The organism is Neobacillus vireti, from assembly GCF_001026695.1.
GTDB lineage: Bacteria > Bacillota > Bacilli > Bacillales > Cytobacillaceae > Neobacillus > Neobacillus vireti.
The window spans coordinates 372,189-388,290 of sequence record NZ_LDNB01000007.1 but is presented as its reverse complement, the minus strand read 5'-3'; the positions used below and the strand labels follow the sequence as shown (position 1 = coordinate 388,290).

Here is a 16,102-nt window from a genome sequence, read left to right as displayed (position 1 = left end):
TTCCAGTTTAAAAAAGGCAATCAAGTGAACATGGTCTGTTATTTGCCCAGTGTTATCTTCTTTTCTTGTTCCAGAAAACGCTCGATCATTTCCCGGCCTGTCATTAGCGCTTCACCGCCGCCTTGGGCAAAAGAGTCATTCCCACCGCCCTTACCATTTATTAGTAGAAGAGCCGCTTCAAGCACTGATTTCATATTTTCCGTCCGGGCTTGTCCCCGCGCACAAACGAGCTGGAGACGATTTTCATTTTCGGAAACAAAGAAAACCATTGTTTGGTCATCTTCGGCAATGATGATTCGAGCTAGCTTCTGAAGCGCTTGTATCGTCCGATTTTGAAACACTTCACTCACAAGCCTGTTCTCATTTTTTGCTAGTAATTCTCTTGCTTCAAATGTAAGTAATTGTTGTTGGTTATAATCCAGTTCCTTCTCCAATGCCTTTCCCTGCTCAACAAGCCGGCTGGCAGCATGAATCATTTCAGATTCTGGAGCATTTAAGAGCTTTGTTAACTCAAGCAGCACTCTTTGTTTTTGGTCAAACTGAGTTAAGACCCGCTCGCCACAGACAAATTGGACACGAATGTTTTTCCTTTGCCGTTCCCAATCCAATATTTTAATGGCCCTCACCTCGCCCGTCGCCCTCGGGTGTGTCCCTCCGCAGCCGTTATAATCGAAATCAGGAATCATTACCAGCCTGATATTATCTTTCACTTTTGTTTCTTTTCGTAATGAATAAGCAGATAACTCCTCTTCTGTTACCCATTTTGTTTTAATCGGCCGGTTTTCCAAAATGATTTGATTGGCAAGTTCCTCTACCTGTTTAACCTCCTGTTCAGATAATACTTCTGTCGCTAAATCAATCGTGACGATTTCTTCACCTAAGTGAAAGCCGACTGTCTTATAATCGAGTAATTCTTCGAACGCCGCAGAAAGGATATGCTGGCCGGCATGCTGCTGCATATGATCAAAGCGCCGTTTCCAATCAAGCACACCGTGTATATCTTTATTGGTGTCCGTTAAAGGCCCTTCAAGGTAATGCCGAATTTCCCCCTCGATTTCTTTGACATTTACGATCTTTGTATTTTCGATTGTGCCCAGGTCATGGGGCTGTCCGCCGCCAGTTGGATAGAAGGCTGTGTGATTTAACACCACATACCATTTTCCTGATGGATCCTTTTCTTGTTTTTCCACCATCGCTGTGAATTTCGTTAAGTAAGCATCCTGATAATATAGTTTGTTTTCCATTGCAAGTGCACTCCTATTTGCTTCCAGTATTCTTTCATTCTATTTTCTAGAAAAAAATATGATAAATCAAGGAAAGGCGTAAAAAAGTTAAAAACTGCCCCTTCATTTGAAGGAGCAGCCGGCATGTCAGGTAATACTTACTTCTTTTCTTTTCTCGGCATTTGACCTTGTCCAGCTTGTGGCATTCCGCCCATACCTTGAGGGAAACCTACATGTGGATAACCAGTCATTCCTGGATAGCCGCCATGGTGATATTGCCCATATTGTGGGTACCCCCCCATATGAGGATAACCTGTGTGCGGAAAACCTCCTGTTTGTGGATAACCCGTTTGTGGGAACCCACCCATTTGTGGATAGCCGCCAGTCATTTGGGGATAGCCCATTTGTTGGCCAAATTGTCCTTGGAATCCGCCCGGAAATTGTCTTTCTGTCATGATATCGCCTCCTAAAAGTCTCAAGATAGTGTATGTCCATCTAGAGGGATAAGCTTAGATTTTTACCCATGTAAATTATGAATTTTTTCACTTCCATAAAAAATGGGCTAAAGAGAACTCGTCGATTGACGAGCCGTTAGACGGTTCATGAGGCGTAGTTCGTTGAAAAGCACAGCTTTTCAACTGCGAAGCAAAACCTCACGTAGCTTTCCTTAGTGCACTTATGCCTGAAAGGAAAGGTTATACTTTCCTTTCGGCAAAAAAATAGAACCAACACGTGGTCCTACTTTCTTATATAGTCGTTCTTATTTATCTTCATCCTGAGCTTTCCGCTGTTGGCCTGCTTTATTTTTATCTTTGGAGATTTCACCGCAGGCAATCCGCTTACCTGAGTCTCCTGCGGGCTGGGTCATGCCGTCATCCTTTGATTCGTCTACGACAATCGATGTACCCTCTTTTGTTAAAATGGATTTCTTTCCGTCTTTCAAGGTGACATTAGGTGCCATTAAATCCGCTTTAACGGAGCCGTCATCGTCAACAATTAAATTTGGCAAGTCACCAGCATGGGCACCTTTTGGATGCAGAAGTCCATGCTCCTTTTTTTCAGGATTAAAATGGTTCCCTGCAGACTTGAAATCTGGTGCCTGACACTTTCCCTTTTCATGAATATGTATCGCATGTTCGCCAGGTGGCAGTCCCTTCAAATTTACCGTCATCTTGATACCGCTGGACTGTTCGGCCAGTTCTACCGTCCCGAGTGAATCACCAACAGCATTAAACATTTCCACATCGATCTTTTTCACATTCTTTTCCATACATCCAGATAGCAAAATCAGTGGAATTATCATCCAGATTTTTTTCATCTCTATTCCCCCCACTAAAGACAATTTGCCTTTAGTATGGACCAATGCCCCTTCACCTATTCTGTTAAGGTCGAAGGATAAAGAAAACTCGCCGATTGGCAAGCCCGTTAGGGCGAAGACAGAGGCGTAGTTGCACTTATGCCTGATAGGAAAGTTATACTTTCCTATCGGCCAAAAAAAAGAACAGCCTTTGTTAACTGTCCTTTGGTGTTTGTTCTTGCTCTTTTAATTTTTCTTCAAATTCCTTAGCTTTTTCTGCCTCACGCTTTGAATATTTTACGATGAAGCGCATTGTAAAAACTGCTGCAATCATAAAGATACTAAAGCTAATGAGAGCTGGAATGTATTCTGATTTATCTTCCGGAAAGTATAGAAACAAGGAAAGTACGGATGGTAGGAACATTTTTCTTCTCCCTTTCTTTAAAGGAACTGCTCAATTTATAATTATAGCAAGAAATAATGCTTCCTACCAATGAATCATTCCGGGACCGCCTGCTTATTTTAACACTTTAATCTTTTTAATGATGACATCTTGTTCCGGTTTATCTTGCGCACCTACCGGCGTGTCTGCAATCTTATCAACAATATCCATTCCCTCTATCACTTGGCCAAAAACAGTATGCTTGTGGTCAAGCCATGGAGTTCCGCCATTCTTATCATATGCCTCAATAATTTCCTTTGGGAATCCTGCCTGCTCCATTTGTGACTTCATCGAAGGATCAAGGCTGGTACTTTGAACGATGAAAAACTGGCTTCCGTTGGTATTTGCACCCGAATTAGCCATTGACAAGGCGCCGCGCAGATTATAAAGATTTCTCGAGAATTCGTCTTCAAATGGTTTTCCCCAAATGCTCTCACCGCCTGTGCCGTTGCCATTCGGGTCCCCGCCTTGAATCATGAAATCTTTAATGACTCGATGAAATAGAAGTCCGTCATAATATCCATCTTCACTATGCTTTACAAAGTTCTCCACTGCCTTTGGTGCATATTCAGGGAATAATTTAATTTTAATGTTTCCCATCGATGTTTCCATTTCAACGAGTTTCTCATTTTCGGATACTTCTGTGGAAAGCTGAGGATAGACTCCATTACTCACTTCTTTGTCCCCTTCCTTCTGTTCTGTTTTTGGCGCAGCAGTTTTTGGTTTTGTCTCTTCTTTCTTTGAGCTTGTCCCACATGCTGCCAAGACGAGAACAATTGTCACTAATGCAAATAGTATTTGCCATTTCTTTCTCATATATAATCCCTCCATTTTTAAACTTTAACCGAAGTTTTATTTTTTTGCACTTTGTTTTTAATTTAGACTATTTCATTATAAAATGGAAGATAGAAGAAAAAATAATTGGCAGGAGTGGTTTGAATGGCGGAATTTGCGGTTGGTGACAAGGTCACAGCAATCTATAAGACGGGAAAATATATCGGAGAAATAACGGAGATACGCCCGCAGCATTATTTAGTCAGAATCCTAGCGGTCGTTAAACATCCAATGCAGGGCGATTTGCACAACCCTAAGGATGCAGATGTACTAATTTTTCACGAAAGACGTGCCCTCAGCTTTCGGGAGCAGGCCAATATTCCGAAACAAATGGTTAAACACTTCGAGGATGAAATCCCCGACTATCAGGAATCCTTAAAGCAGGCTGTTGAAAAAATGAAAGCAGAACTGGCGGAGACCGGATCGCAATGGGCTGAAATGAGCTTAAAGGCACTTGAAACACTGGAGAAAGATTATAAATTTTAATAACATAAAAGGCCAAATCATTTATAGTGATTTGGCCTTTTATGCGAATTCATTTAGTAGCTTGGAAAAATCAACTCGGTCACCAATTGTGGTTGGTTCCGGCTTTTCTAAATAGCGTTTATCCTTTTCAACAAGTTTAAATATATTATAAGTAGTCAAGGCATCATCAAGTGCCCGGTGATGTCTGCCTGTCCCCTCTTTTCCATATTCCTGTACTGCCTTCCACAAGCCTGTTTGATTTTGGTCCCCAAAAAACCGTTTATACTCCATTGATAAATCGATTTCTTTGGCGTTATTAAATGGAAAAGCAACGCCCGCTTCTAAGCAATTATGCCTTAGTACCTTCATATCCATATTTCCCCAAGTAACAATAGACGTCTCATAATGCTCTTTATTGAATTCCTCTAACTTTTTAATTAATTCATAAATCGACATCCCTTTGTCAACCTGCTGCTGTGAAATATGTAAGAATGATTTACAGCGTTCTGATAGTTTCAGGAATTTACGTGGAGTAACAAAGGATGAAAATTGCTCGGTAACCAGATTATCGACAACCGCAACAATGCCGATCTCGATTATTTCCGGAAAAAACTCCTTCATTCGAATATTCCGTTCAGGCATCGTAAACTCAAAATCAATAAATAAATATTGCCGTCTTGCCTTCATCATTTCACCACCTTCACTTTTTCCTTCTTTATACATTATATAAAGAAACCTGTACAAAAAATTGTGCTATTTGGCTATTTTTTTATTTATTAAATTATAACATGAATTGGAAAGAAATTTTTTAAATTTTTCAATAATGTCTAAAAAAGTGGAGGATATTTCCTCCACCCCTGTCTTAAATAATGTTATTTTCTCAATTTAATGACAGCTATTGTGCAGCGCGAAACACAGATAAGGCGGTCCGTCTCATCGGTAATTTTGATATCCCAAACCATTGTCGATTTTCCTTGATGAAGCACCGTGCCAACTGCCGTAACTATCCCGTCTGTTTTAGGGCGGACATGATTAGCGTTGATCTCTAGACCCGCAACTGCTTCTGTTTCTTTATTAACCAATTCATAGGCACCAACACTTGCAACCGTCTCAGCAAGGGCAACTGAAGCACCGCCGTGCAGTAATCCAAATGGCTGGCGCGTCCTTCCATCCACTGGCATGGTCGCAACCACTTTTCCCGCTTCTACATGGGTTATTTCAATACCTAAAGCCTCAATTAATGTGTTTTCGATCATTTCCATCCCTCCACTATGTATTTCACTTATTATCTATTCTTCTTTCGACTGGATTTTCCCTTTAATTAGAAAAAAACAGCTGCAAGAGCTGTTTTTCACTTTGTTATTAATAATATCCTGGATAGCCCATTGGTGGATACCCCATTGGCGGATAGCCGTAACCACCGTAGAATGGACGGCTTGCTACAAATCCGCCTGCTAATCCGCCGCCAATTAATCCGCCTAAAAAGCCAAGTCCACCTACTGCCAGCGGCCAAGCCCACAATCTCTGGTCCTGCATCGGGTAAGGGCTTCGATAATAATACATGCAGCCATACCTCCTTTAATTAAGAAACTTGCCTACACTATTTCATATGCGAAGGCAAGGAGGTTTGAGTGGGCATTCACATAGAAAAGTCCATGAAAAAGCCCCGGAAACATCCGTGGGCCTAGATATTATTTTTCAATTGGTTCAAACCGTTCTACAAAGAGGGCAAGTGTCCGGGTCATGACGCCTGTCGCACCTGCAGGACCAAGGTCATATGCTTTTGAAGTGACAGCAGTCCCGGCGATATCTAAATGAACCCATGGAGTTCCCTCGGCAAATTCACCAATGAAAGCGCCTGCTACAAGCGCATGGCCTTCGCTACCAGGTGAATTATTTAAATCTGCCACCTTGCTGTTCCGTACCCGCTCTTTTTCAGTTTCAAATAATGGCAATAGCCACATTTGCTCGCCTGCTTCCATCGAAGCCTCCAAAACCTGTTCATACAATGATTCATGATTGGTCATTGCTCCAGTGGTATGCAAACCGAGTGCTGTAATGACGCCTCCTGTTAAGGTTGCCACATCGACTAAATATTCCGCCCCGTGATGCTTCGCATAGGTAACGGCATCCGCTAACACAAGCCGCCCTTCGGCATCGGTATTTAATACTTCAATCGTTTTCCCGCTCATCGATGTGATGACATCATCGGGCTTAAATGCGCCTCCGCTAATCATATTGTCGGTAGACGGAATAACAGCAACGACATTTTGCTCAGGTCGAGTCTCGCCGATAATTTCCATTGCACCCAAAACAGCTGCAGCTCCGCCCATGTCCGTTTTCATCCCAACAATTCCCGCTTTTGTTTTAATCGAGTAACCGCCTGTATCAAAGGTGATTCCTTTTCCGACCAGACCAATTACATCTTTCCACTCATCTTTCCCCTGATATTTAAGTACAATCATCTTTGGTGGCTCTGAGGAACCTTGGTTGACCGCAAGGAACGCACCCATGCCGAGCTTTTCTATCTCAGCTTTTTCTAAAATTTCAATCTCAAAATCATACTTAGCACCAAGTTCTTTGGCATAGTTGGCCATATCTGTTGCAGTTAGCATATTTCCCGGTGTGTTGACAAGTGTTCGAGCCGAATTAGCTGCCTTCCCAAAGGCATATCCAACCGAAAGAGACACTTGTACATCCTCTTCTGCAAACATTTCACTATAAACGTTAAGGTGCTCCAGCCTTTTCTCGGGTTCATTAGATTTCTGCTTATAGCCTTCAAATTGGTAGGTCGATAGCGCAAACGCTTCACTAAGGGCATGGGCGGCATCCAAACCATCGAGTTCCTCTGAAATAAAGGAATCTAAATAAATGGCTGTTTCCTCAAGCTTACTTGCTGTAACGTTCTTAAACAGCTTACCAAACGCTTCTTTCAGCTTCTCAAAGGTTATGTCCTTTTCTTTTCCAAGACCGACAAACCAAACGCGTTTTGAACCGATTTTGCCAAAGCTATGTACCTTGCTAATACTTTTTAACTTTGCTGAAATATCCCCTGATTTGACTAGCTCTGTAAGCTGCCCGTCAAACCCGGCATCCAGTTTTGCCAAGTTTCCGGCAAATTTCTCCGGTTTATCAAACAGACCGATAACCAATCCTTCATGTACATTTGCTAATTCAAAATCTCTTTTTACCTCAAACATTTCCCTTCACCTCCGTGATATTCAAGTTTTATTATATCGAAAAATCCCATTTATTTCGATAATCTAATTATTCTCCAGGTACACCAGCAATTGAGGGATCTTTGGCAAATCTCCCACTTCTTCATACGCAACCCGATCCATTTCTTTCGGAAAAATGCAAAGGCATTGTTCAATGAAAGGATAGACCCTTTCTAAATCTAATCCCCAAAACTTTGGGCGGTAGGCTTGCAGGTAGTCATGGGCTGTTTGCATCATCAACCTCGCGCCTTTTATATTTCCGTACTCATAATGGTAAATGGCCACACTCATTTGCAGAAGTCCCTTTAAAAATAAATTATCTTTATCGGTCATCCACATTTCTTCCAATAAATCGTGGCAAGTATAATAGTCCCCTTCATTAAAGCTGACAAAAAACTCATAGTATTCGATTGGGTACTGTTCATCCATGATATCCCGTCCCCTCACAATGATTCATTTCTATTTTAAGGGAAACTGGATCTAAATGCTCGCGTCAAAATAAAAAACAGGCATACGACCTGTTTTTTACCTTTTTTCTGAGCTAATATACTGTTGACGAAAGACCTGCATCGCTTTATCTTCATTTAACGCTTTAAGTGTTTCCTCTGATAGTTTTCCATTTCCTTTTTCAACTACATAAACATCCAAATTTCTTTTACCCCATTTATTATATACATCTTCAACAGTTTCATAATAAAGGTCCAGTCTGTCGCCTTTAATTGCCCCCCCTTTATCGGCAACCACTCCATAGCCGTAGCCTGGGATAAATAGGATGGTACCAATCGGAAAGACAGTTAAATCTGCAGCAACCGTTGAAAATAAATCACGCTTCACTTTTACACCCGAGTAGGTGATTCCGTACTCCGGATGACCTTTGGTTTTTCCAGTCGATTCAATTCCAGCTGTATAGCCCGTAGCCGTAACTGTATGTTTAGGATACTTAGACCAATCAATCGACTCCTCTAATGAGGGTTGTGTTCCGGAAACAGTTTTGTTTGCCGAAACCAACGATGTTAAATGGCTGATGAGCAATTGTGCATTGACTCCAGAAATGGATTGGAGGGTTGCGAATAATGCCATCATGAAGAGGCAGACCATCGCAAACCGCTTTGTCCAATTTTTTAATTGATTCATTGAATTTTTCACTCCTCCCAAAATATTCATTCCCAAGCTACAGGGAATTATTCAAAAAAGGAGAGAAATTTGTTCATAAATAAAAAAAGACTCATTACCCAAAAGGGAACAAGCCTTAAAACATTTGGTAGCCGTTTTTTCGTAACAGTTTGATTATTAAGCCTGCTACGATGGCACCGGCAAATCCGCTCGCCAAAATGAGGATATCGGCCGTCGCTAATGAGCTGAACCGTTGTCCGAGTTCAATAAAGGATGCTTTACTGTTTGTAAAATATTCACTAAAACTTACTTTATCCACGATTAAAATAGCAACTATAGGATAAACTATCGCCATAACCCATGACATTCTTAACAGCATATTTAAGATAAAGCCAATTCCAAAAAACAGCACAAAAAATAAGACAATCGATATAATTAAGACCACAATGCTCATTTGCATTGAAATTCCCCCTTTATCCATCAACAAATAGTGTACTTAATGTCGAAAGGGGAGTCAATATTAACTGCTTTTTGCCCCAAAAAAATAGCCTCTCGAAATCAATTCGAAGAAGCAGTTGTAACTGTTTCATTAATCCTTTTTCTTTCCTGAACCCCCGCAGCAGGAACAAGTTTCTGATCCTCCAAGTACCAATTGGAAATAGCCCGTTCCTGAACAGTAATCACATTTTTTAGTATCCAAACCCTGCACTTTCATTTTCATCATCCCCTCATTTTATTAACTTAATATTCTGATAATATATCAAGGATTTCTAAAAAAGAAAAGAGCTAAAAATGAGCAAATTCCCCAAGGAAAGCGGATACATTATAAGTTTTCTTTCATTATCGAAGCGTTACTTTAATTTCTTAAAATTACAAAAAAAATTAAAAAACAAAAAGGACTGGGAATCTCCCGTCCTTTTTGTATAGTCTGCTTAAAAAAGCTTAAATTTCCCTTTTTTCACGACTAGACCCACTCCGCCGATCATGTAAAGAGAGCGGTTATCGACCACTTTCTTCATAAAGGAAGCTTTTGCTCCGGTTATTTTTTTACCAAAAACAACACCGATAGCATCATCTTCACCTAAGGAGCAAACAGTTCCTTTATTATCAAACGTAAACGTCTCTAACTCTGTTTTATTACGAATCAACGCAGCGATATTGCGGGCAACAACTTCGCCTTGCTGCATGGCAATTTGAGCGGTCGGAGGATATGGGCGATTAATTTCTTCATTAATAACAAGCGAACTGTCACCGATAATGAAAACATCGTCAAATCCCGGAACGCGGAGGTCTGGTTGTACTTTAACACGGCCTCTCATTGCTTCAAAGCCTGATTTTTCAATAATCGAGTTACCACGTACCCCTGCTGCCCATACAACTGTGCCGGCTTTAATTTCACGTGGTTCTTCCTCACCTTTTCCAACAATGATACTGTCTGGAGTACATTCCTTAATCGCTGTTCCGATTAAGAATTCCACGCCTTTACGTTCAAGCTGGGAAACCGCATAATTCACTAATTCCGGATCGAAACCAGGTAGTACGGTTGGTGCTGCTTCAACACAAATAATTTTCACTTTATGATAATCGACATCATATTCATGACATAATTCAGGAATTCTGTTCGTTAATTCACCAAGGAATTCAATTCCAGTAAAGCCGGCACCGCCGACAACAAGGACCAAACGATTATCGTTTTTCTCTTCTTCCATATTATAGGTAGCAAATTGATATTCGATATGCTCACGCAATTGACGAGATGAATTCACATTGGTGATTCCAAATGCGTATTCCTTTAATCCTTTGATACCAAATGTTTCCGGTTCGCCGCCAAGCGCAATCACAAGGTAGTCATATTCGACTTCGCCTTTTTCTAAAATAACCTTTTTTCCTTCTTTATTAATCTCGACCACGGTATCTTGAACAAAATCAACCTTACTGCGATCGATCACATCACGAATATCATAGCGAACCTTGTCGTGATGGAGCGTCCCAGCTGATGCCTCATGTAACCAAGTGGTTTCATAATGGTAGTCATTTTTATTAATTAATACAATATCTGCTTCATTTACTCCGATTAACTTTTGCAACCGCACTGTTGTCATAAGCCCGCCATAACCAGCACCGATAATAACAATTTTTGGCTTTCTCAAAGTGATCACTTCCACCTTTTTTAATATTTTTAGTAAATTCTCTTTTTCTTATCATCCACTGCTAAGACCATTTTTATTTTGCACTGCCCGAAAAATGTATGTGAGATAATTCACGAATGGGTTCAAAGAAATTTACAAATAGAAAAGCGTACAGAGACGACAGAGATGTCATTGTATAATACAAATATAAAAAGTAGAATTAACTTCCCAATCGTTCATTAAAATTTGCCTTTTTCGTCACAGAATCTTAACAATATATCCACATTACATCATATGCTACTTCTCCTCTATTTTCAAGTGATATATATAAATTATTTAACTTAAGAATATTGGCAACATTGACATTTCATAACGTTTTATATTGATTATATGATTTTTTTCCAATAAGAAGTATTACCTATAAAGATGTGAGGATTCTTTTATTTTGTGATATTATAAGGAGTGGAGTTTGTTACTACTATTGGGGGGATGCGGAGTGCAAGAGAATCAAAAAGTTTATGACATTACCATCATCGGTGGCGGTCCTACCGGTCTATTTACTGCCTTTTACGGAGGAATGAGACAAGCATCGGTGAAAATTATTGAAAGCCTGCCACAGCTAGGCGGTCAATTGTCAGCGCTTTATCCAGAAAAATATATTTATGATGTTGCCGGTTTTCCAAAAATCCGCGCACAAGAATTGATAAATAATTTAAAAGAACAAATGGCTAAGTTTGAACCATCTGTTGCTCTTGAGCAATCTGTTGAAAAGTTAGAACGACAAGAGGATGGAACATTTAAATTAACGACAAATTCAGAAGTTCATTATTCAAAAACGATTATTATTACTGCAGGGAATGGTGCATTCCAACCTCGCCGTTTAGAGCTTGAAAGTGCAGGTCAATATGAGAAGAAAAACCTATACTATTTTATTGAAGATTTAAATCAATTTGCCGGTCAAAAAGTGGTTGTTTTCGGTGGCGGCGATTCTGCCGTTGACTGGGCTTTAATGCTGGAGCCAATTGCCGAAAAGGTATCAATTGTTCACCGCAGAGATAAGTTCCGTGCACATGAACATAGTGTGGAGAATTTGTATAATTCAAAAGTGGATGTTAAAACACCATATGTTCCTGCTGAATTGATTGGTGATGAAAATGGCAGCATTAAGCAAGTCGTGCTTGGAAGTGTTAACGGAGAAAGCCAAGAAACGATTGATGTCGATGCTGTTATTTGTAACTACGGCTTTGTTTCATCACTTGGACCAATCAAGGAATGGGGTCTGGAAATCGAAAAGAACTCGATTGTTGTAAATTCCAAAATGGAAACGAATACACCGGGAATTTATGCAGCAGGAGATATTTGCACATATGATGGTAAAGTGAAATTAATTGCCTGCGGCTTTGGTGAAGCCCCAACAGCTGTCAATAATGCGAAATCCTTTATCGATCCAAAAGCAAAAGTTCAACCATTGCACAGCTCCTCTATGTTTGATAAATAATAGGTAAAGGCGCCCACTTCTGGACGCCTTTTATTTTTTGCGTTATTTGTCTAGCATTCCTCTGGTGTTCCCGTTGCTGTTGCCGTACGGAACGATGACCCGCAGCCGCAGGATGCGATGGCATTCGGGTTATCAATCGTAAAACCGCCGCCCATCATCGATTCTTTATAATCTATTTTCGTGCCTTGGAGAATCGCCGCACTCTCTTTATCGACAAGAACTTGAATCCCAAACTGTTCAAAATGAAGGTCATTTTCGTTTACCTCATGATCAAAGCCCATTCCATAGGATAATCCGCTGCATCCGCCGCCTTTTACACTGACACGTAAAAGCGCGCCCTCTTCTTCATTATGCTTCATCATATCTTTTATTTGGAGTGACGCGGCTTCCGTTAAAATAACAACATCTTTACTCATCATGACTCCCCCTTTTAACGCTTTTACTATAGTATATACACTAGGCATCCAGTACTCAACAGATTGGATTCTTATTCTTAGCATATGTTTAGGTATATAAAAAAGAGAGCGGTGCTGCTCCCATTAATTAAAACATCGGATTTTCCTCCAAATACTGATAAATGTTATCGACCAGTTCATCAGCTGTGTTTCCGGTTACAACCTCACCGTTAACAAGAGCATAAAGAGTGACGGCACACTTCCCGCAATATCCGAGACATCCATATTCAATAATATCCAAGTTAGGATCTTTTTGTAATTTTTCAAGTGCCCTTTGTGCACCATTTGCCAGATTGCTTATACAGAATTCAATGATAGGTTGAATCATTGCTTTCACCTCTCCACAACTAATTATCCTACCCTATTTATTGCGGTTCGTCAAATACCATGTTTAGGTCTGCTTTGTCAAGAATAGAGGGAAAAATGTTGTTATTTTGACACACATTAGATATACTCTTATGTGGTAAACAAACGGGGTATAACACTACTATTATTTACAATTCTTGAAAGCCGGATAAACAAAGGGGATTTTAAAAATGAAAAACCTTGTCATTCTTGGTGGTGGATATGGCGGGATGAAGATATTGAACGAACTTCTTCCCAACCACTTGCCAGAGGACGTAACCATTACACTTATTGACCGCGTCCCATATCACTGCTTAAAAACCGAATACTATGCTTTAGCCGCTGGAACAATTTCTGACAAAGACATACGTGTTGCTTTTCCGGAACATTCTCGATTAGATGTGAAATATGGAGAGGTAACCGGCATCGATACAAAGGAGCGAACGGTTATCCTAAAAGAGGCTGAGCCGGTTGCCTTTGATGACCTTATCATTGGTCTTGGCTGTGAGGACAATTATCATAATGTTCCAGGTGCCGAACAATTCACTTACAGTATCCAAAGTATAGAAAAATCCCGGCGCACCTACTCAGTGTTAAACAATCTTGGACCTGGTTCAGTTGTGGCTATTGTCGGCGCTGGTTTAAGCGGTGTCGAGTTAGCGAGTGAATTAAGTGAAAGCCGTGAAGACCTAAATATCAAATTATTTGATCGGGGAAACCATATCCTTTCTTCCTTCCCGGAACGTTTAAGTAAATATGTTGAAAATTGGTTTGTCAGAAATAATGTCGAGATTATCAACAATTCTAATATAACTAAAGTGGAAGAAAATAAACTATATAATCACGATCAGCCGCTTGATTGTGATGTGATTGTTTGGACAGCAGGGATTCAAGCCAGTAAAATTGTCCGCGAAATGGATGGGGATAAGGATCGCTCAGGACGGATGGTTATCTCCCCTCTCCATCATTTGCCTAATGACAAGCATATTTTTATTCTTGGGGACTGCGCAAGCCTTCCACATGCGCCAAGTGCTCAATTGGCGGAGGGACAAGCTGAGCAAATTGCGGAAGTCCTTAAGAGGCGCTGGAAAGGCGAAGCACCTCCAGCTTCCTTCCCGCAAATCAAATTAAAGGGAATCCTGGGTTCCCTAGGAAAAAAACATGGTTTTGGGATGATGGCAGACCATCCGATTACAGGACGCGTCGCCCGCTTACTAAAATCTGGTATCTTATGGATGTACAAATTTCATAAAGGATAAGTTTAAAAAAGCAAAAAGCATTCCAACTAATAATGGAATGCTTTTTGTTTTATATTGCTTGATATCCATATTTCTCAAGTTCTGCAAAGATGGTTTTAAGTCGCGGGTTGCCTTCGCCGACGACTTTTTCTTTAATAACGACAACGGGATAAAACATGTCTTCTTCTATTACCTTTTTAGCAAAATCAACCTTATCATTCTCACCAGCAGGCTGATGAATATCAACATAGGTCATCTTAAAAGGCTGGCTCGGGAACTTTCTAGCAATTGCCGCCTCCAGCCATTCATACGTTTCTTTCGATGAAGGTAAATTCACGCAGCTCGGACAAAGCGTTTCTGCCCCGTAAAGAACAATTTCCACTTCCTGAACATTCATAAAACCATTCCTAACCTTTTTCTTCTATTTTATCTTATTTCAAACGTAAAAACTAAAAAAATGATTAAATTGGACGGCTTCCTAATTTCTGAGAATGGATTTTTACTGCTGTTGACATTATAATATAGGTAGGAAAGGAGTCGATTAACATGGTAGAACAAGAAATGTTTGAGCAAGTTCAAGAAGTATTAGATAAATTGCGTCCATTTCTTCTTCGCGATGGCGGGGATTGCGAATTAGTAGATGTAGAGGATGGTATTGTTAAGCTCCGCTTATTGGGTGCGTGCGGAACCTGTCCAAGTTCAACGATCACATTAAAAGCAGGTATCGAGAGAGCTCTTCTAGAAGAAGTTCCTGGTGTTGTTGAAGTAGAACAGGTATTTTAAAGAAATGCGATTGCCTTGACGGCAATCGCATTTTTTATTTTTACGCTTTAACTAAGGGCATCCAATCTTTATTCACAAGCGTCTGCGGCTCTTTTCCTTCTAGGACCAAAGCGATATTATCGATACATAGCCTCATCATCGTGGTTCGCGTTTCGACACTGGCGCTGCCGATATGCGGAAGTGCGACGACATTAGAAAGCTTTAATAATGGATGACTGGAATCAATCGGTTCTTTGTCAAAAACATCAAGCCCTGCCCCGGCAATTTCTCCAGCAGTTAATGCCTCATACAATGCCTGTTCATCAACCACTGGACCTCTTGAAGCATTGATGAAAATAGCCGATTGTTTCATTTTTTGAAATACCTCACGAGTAAACATGTTTTTCGTTTCGGGGGTAAGCGGCGTTAGACAAACAATAAAGTCCGACTTTTCCACAAGCTCTTCAAACGGCAGGTAAACTGCCCCGAGCTCTTGCTCGGCCGCTGGTTTTCTCGTCCGGTTATGGTACAGGATGTTCATCTCAAAGCCTGTGGCCCGCTTCGCCACCGTTTCGCCGATTTTCCCCATACCAACAATACCAATGGTTTTATGATGAATATCATGGCCAGCCAATAATAACGGGCTCCAACTTTTCCACTTGTCTTCTTTCACGAATTCCGCAGCCTCGACAATCCTTCGGGCCGCCGCCATCAATAAACCGAACGTTAAATCGGCTGTTGTATCAGTTAATACATCAGGCGTATTACAAACCGCAATCCCTTCCCTGCTCGCGGCTTTTACATCAATATTGTCAAAACCAACAGCAAGGTTTGCTACAACCTTTAAATTTTTTCCCGCGGTTAAAATAGCTTCATCAATGGAATCAGCCAATACAGTCAACAAGGCATCGGCTTTTTTCGCCTCAGAAAGTAAGATGTCTCTTGGAACTGGAACATCGTCATGTTCCCACATTTTTACTTTAAAGTTTTGCAGTAGTGGTTTAATTACTTCATCTGAAAGCTTCCGTGTTATATAAACGTAAGGCTTCATGCTGCGTTCACTTCCTTTATCTTTGTCTACTT

22 protein-coding genes are annotated in these 16,102 nt (G+C 40.6%); 4 read left to right on the top strand and 18 right to left on the bottom strand.

Annotation, left to right across the window (positions count from 1 at the left end):
• Nucleotides 1–38: 38 nt before the first annotated feature.
• From AA980_RS09030 to AA980_RS09010, 5 genes are all read right to left on the bottom strand, one after another.
• The gene (locus tag AA980_RS09030; RefSeq protein ID WP_024028438.1) at nucleotides 39–1,244 is read right to left on the bottom strand and encodes a serine-tRNA(Ala) deacylase AlaX; all 1,206 of its coding nucleotides are present in this window, start codon (nucleotides 1,242–1,244) and stop codon (nucleotides 39–41) included.
• Between the two features lie 137 nt (nucleotides 1,245–1,381).
• Nucleotides 1,382–1,678, bottom strand: a complete 297-nt coding sequence (locus AA980_RS09025; protein ID WP_024028437.1) for a hypothetical protein — start codon at nucleotides 1,676–1,678, stop codon at nucleotides 1,382–1,384.
• A gap of 305 nt (nucleotides 1,679–1,983) precedes the next feature.
• Complete coding sequence (locus tag AA980_RS09020; protein WP_024028436.1) at nucleotides 1,984–2,541, bottom strand: superoxide dismutase family protein; 558 nt, start codon at nucleotides 2,539–2,541, stop codon at nucleotides 1,984–1,986.
• A gap of 193 nt (nucleotides 2,542–2,734) precedes the next feature.
• On the bottom strand, nucleotides 2,735–2,944 hold the full coding sequence (locus tag AA980_RS09015; RefSeq protein ID WP_024028435.1) for a hypothetical protein: 210 nt from the start codon (nucleotides 2,942–2,944) through the stop codon (nucleotides 2,735–2,737).
• A 93-nt stretch (nucleotides 2,945–3,037) separates the two neighbouring features.
• Complete coding sequence (locus AA980_RS09010; protein WP_024028434.1) at nucleotides 3,038–3,778, bottom strand: peptidylprolyl isomerase; 741 nt, start codon at nucleotides 3,776–3,778, stop codon at nucleotides 3,038–3,040.
• Nucleotides 3,779–3,901: 123 nt separating this feature from the next.
• Between AA980_RS09010 and AA980_RS09005 the strand changes: the two genes are divergently transcribed.
• Complete coding sequence (locus tag AA980_RS09005; protein ID WP_024028433.1) at nucleotides 3,902–4,282, top strand: kinase-associated lipoprotein B; 381 nt, start codon at nucleotides 3,902–3,904, stop codon at nucleotides 4,280–4,282.
• Between the two features lie 39 nt (nucleotides 4,283–4,321).
• Here the strand turns inward: AA980_RS09005 and kapD are convergent, their stop codons facing one another.
• The 9 genes from kapD to AA980_RS08965 all read right to left on the bottom strand — a co-directional run bounded on the left by kapD (nucleotide 4,322) and on the right by AA980_RS08965 (nucleotide 10,742).
• Entirely contained in the window at nucleotides 4,322–4,948 is a 627-nt protein-coding gene (gene kapD / locus AA980_RS09000) for a 3'-5' exonuclease KapD (protein ID WP_034724007.1), read from the bottom strand.
• 185 nt (nucleotides 4,949–5,133) lie between these two features.
• Nucleotides 5,134–5,517 carry a hotdog fold thioesterase gene (locus tag AA980_RS08995; RefSeq protein WP_024028431.1) on the bottom strand — a complete coding sequence of 128 codons (384 nt, stop codon included), beginning with the start codon at nucleotides 5,515–5,517 and terminating at the stop codon, nucleotides 5,134–5,136.
• A 106-nt stretch (nucleotides 5,518–5,623) separates the two neighbouring features.
• The gene (locus AA980_RS08990) at nucleotides 5,624–5,824 is read right to left on the bottom strand and encodes a hypothetical protein (RefSeq protein WP_024028430.1); all 201 of its coding nucleotides are present in this window, start codon (nucleotides 5,822–5,824) and stop codon (nucleotides 5,624–5,626) included.
• Nucleotides 5,825–5,952: 128 nt separating this feature from the next.
• A complete protein-coding gene (locus AA980_RS08985; protein ID WP_024028429.1) occupies nucleotides 5,953–7,461 on the bottom strand; it encodes a leucyl aminopeptidase in 1,509 nt (502 codons plus the stop codon).
• A 63-nt stretch (nucleotides 7,462–7,524) separates the two neighbouring features.
• On the bottom strand, nucleotides 7,525–7,908 hold the full coding sequence (locus tag AA980_RS08980; RefSeq protein WP_024028428.1) for a DUF309 domain-containing protein: 384 nt from the start codon (nucleotides 7,906–7,908) through the stop codon (nucleotides 7,525–7,527).
• A gap of 96 nt (nucleotides 7,909–8,004) precedes the next feature.
• On the bottom strand, nucleotides 8,005–8,613 hold the full coding sequence (locus AA980_RS08975) for a 3D domain-containing protein (RefSeq protein WP_024028427.1): 609 nt from the start codon (nucleotides 8,611–8,613) through the stop codon (nucleotides 8,005–8,007).
• Nucleotides 8,614–8,728: 115 nt separating this feature from the next.
• Nucleotides 8,729–9,052, bottom strand: a complete 324-nt coding sequence (locus AA980_RS08970) for a YuiB family protein (RefSeq protein WP_034724003.1) — start codon at nucleotides 9,050–9,052, stop codon at nucleotides 8,729–8,731.
• A 129-nt stretch (nucleotides 9,053–9,181) separates the two neighbouring features.
• Entirely contained in the window at nucleotides 9,182–9,307 is a 126-nt protein-coding gene (locus AA980_RS27185; protein WP_024028425.1) for a YuiA family protein, read from the bottom strand.
• A 217-nt stretch (nucleotides 9,308–9,524) separates the two neighbouring features.
• Complete coding sequence (locus AA980_RS08965; protein WP_024028424.1) at nucleotides 9,525–10,742, bottom strand: NAD(P)/FAD-dependent oxidoreductase; 1,218 nt, start codon at nucleotides 10,740–10,742, stop codon at nucleotides 9,525–9,527.
• A 475-nt stretch (nucleotides 10,743–11,217) separates the two neighbouring features.
• On the opposite strand from AA980_RS08965, the gene AA980_RS08960 reads away from it, so the two are divergent.
• A complete protein-coding gene (locus tag AA980_RS08960; protein WP_024028423.1) occupies nucleotides 11,218–12,219 on the top strand; it encodes an NAD(P)/FAD-dependent oxidoreductase in 1,002 nt (333 codons plus the stop codon).
• Between the two features lie 50 nt (nucleotides 12,220–12,269).
• Here the strand turns inward: AA980_RS08960 and AA980_RS08955 are convergent, their stop codons facing one another.
• Nucleotides 12,270–12,635, bottom strand: a complete 366-nt coding sequence (locus AA980_RS08955; protein ID WP_024028422.1) for a HesB/IscA family protein — start codon at nucleotides 12,633–12,635, stop codon at nucleotides 12,270–12,272.
• A gap of 127 nt (nucleotides 12,636–12,762) precedes the next feature.
• On the bottom strand, nucleotides 12,763–13,002 hold the full coding sequence (locus tag AA980_RS08950; protein ID WP_024028421.1) for a YuzB family protein: 240 nt from the start codon (nucleotides 13,000–13,002) through the stop codon (nucleotides 12,763–12,765).
• A gap of 208 nt (nucleotides 13,003–13,210) precedes the next feature.
• Between AA980_RS08950 and AA980_RS08945 the strand changes: the two genes are divergently transcribed.
• Nucleotides 13,211–14,278: an NAD(P)/FAD-dependent oxidoreductase gene (locus AA980_RS08945; protein WP_024028420.1), complete on the top strand. Its 1,068-nt coding sequence runs from the start codon at nucleotides 13,211–13,213 to the stop codon at nucleotides 14,276–14,278.
• 49 nt (nucleotides 14,279–14,327) lie between these two features.
• Here AA980_RS08945 and AA980_RS08940 read toward each other — a convergent pair whose 3' ends face one another.
• On the bottom strand, nucleotides 14,328–14,654 hold the full coding sequence (locus AA980_RS08940; RefSeq protein ID WP_024028419.1) for a YuzD family protein: 327 nt from the start codon (nucleotides 14,652–14,654) through the stop codon (nucleotides 14,328–14,330).
• Between the two features lie 149 nt (nucleotides 14,655–14,803).
• Between AA980_RS08940 and AA980_RS08935 the strand changes: the two genes are divergently transcribed.
• Nucleotides 14,804–15,040: a NifU family protein gene (locus tag AA980_RS08935; protein WP_024028418.1), complete on the top strand. Its 237-nt coding sequence runs from the start codon at nucleotides 14,804–14,806 to the stop codon at nucleotides 15,038–15,040.
• 40 nt (nucleotides 15,041–15,080) lie between these two features.
• Here the strand turns inward: AA980_RS08935 and AA980_RS08930 are convergent, their stop codons facing one another.
• Nucleotides 15,081–16,070: a 2-hydroxyacid dehydrogenase gene (locus tag AA980_RS08930; RefSeq protein ID WP_024028417.1), complete on the bottom strand. Its 990-nt coding sequence runs from the start codon at nucleotides 16,068–16,070 to the stop codon at nucleotides 15,081–15,083.
• Nucleotides 16,071–16,102 lie beyond the last annotated feature (32 nt).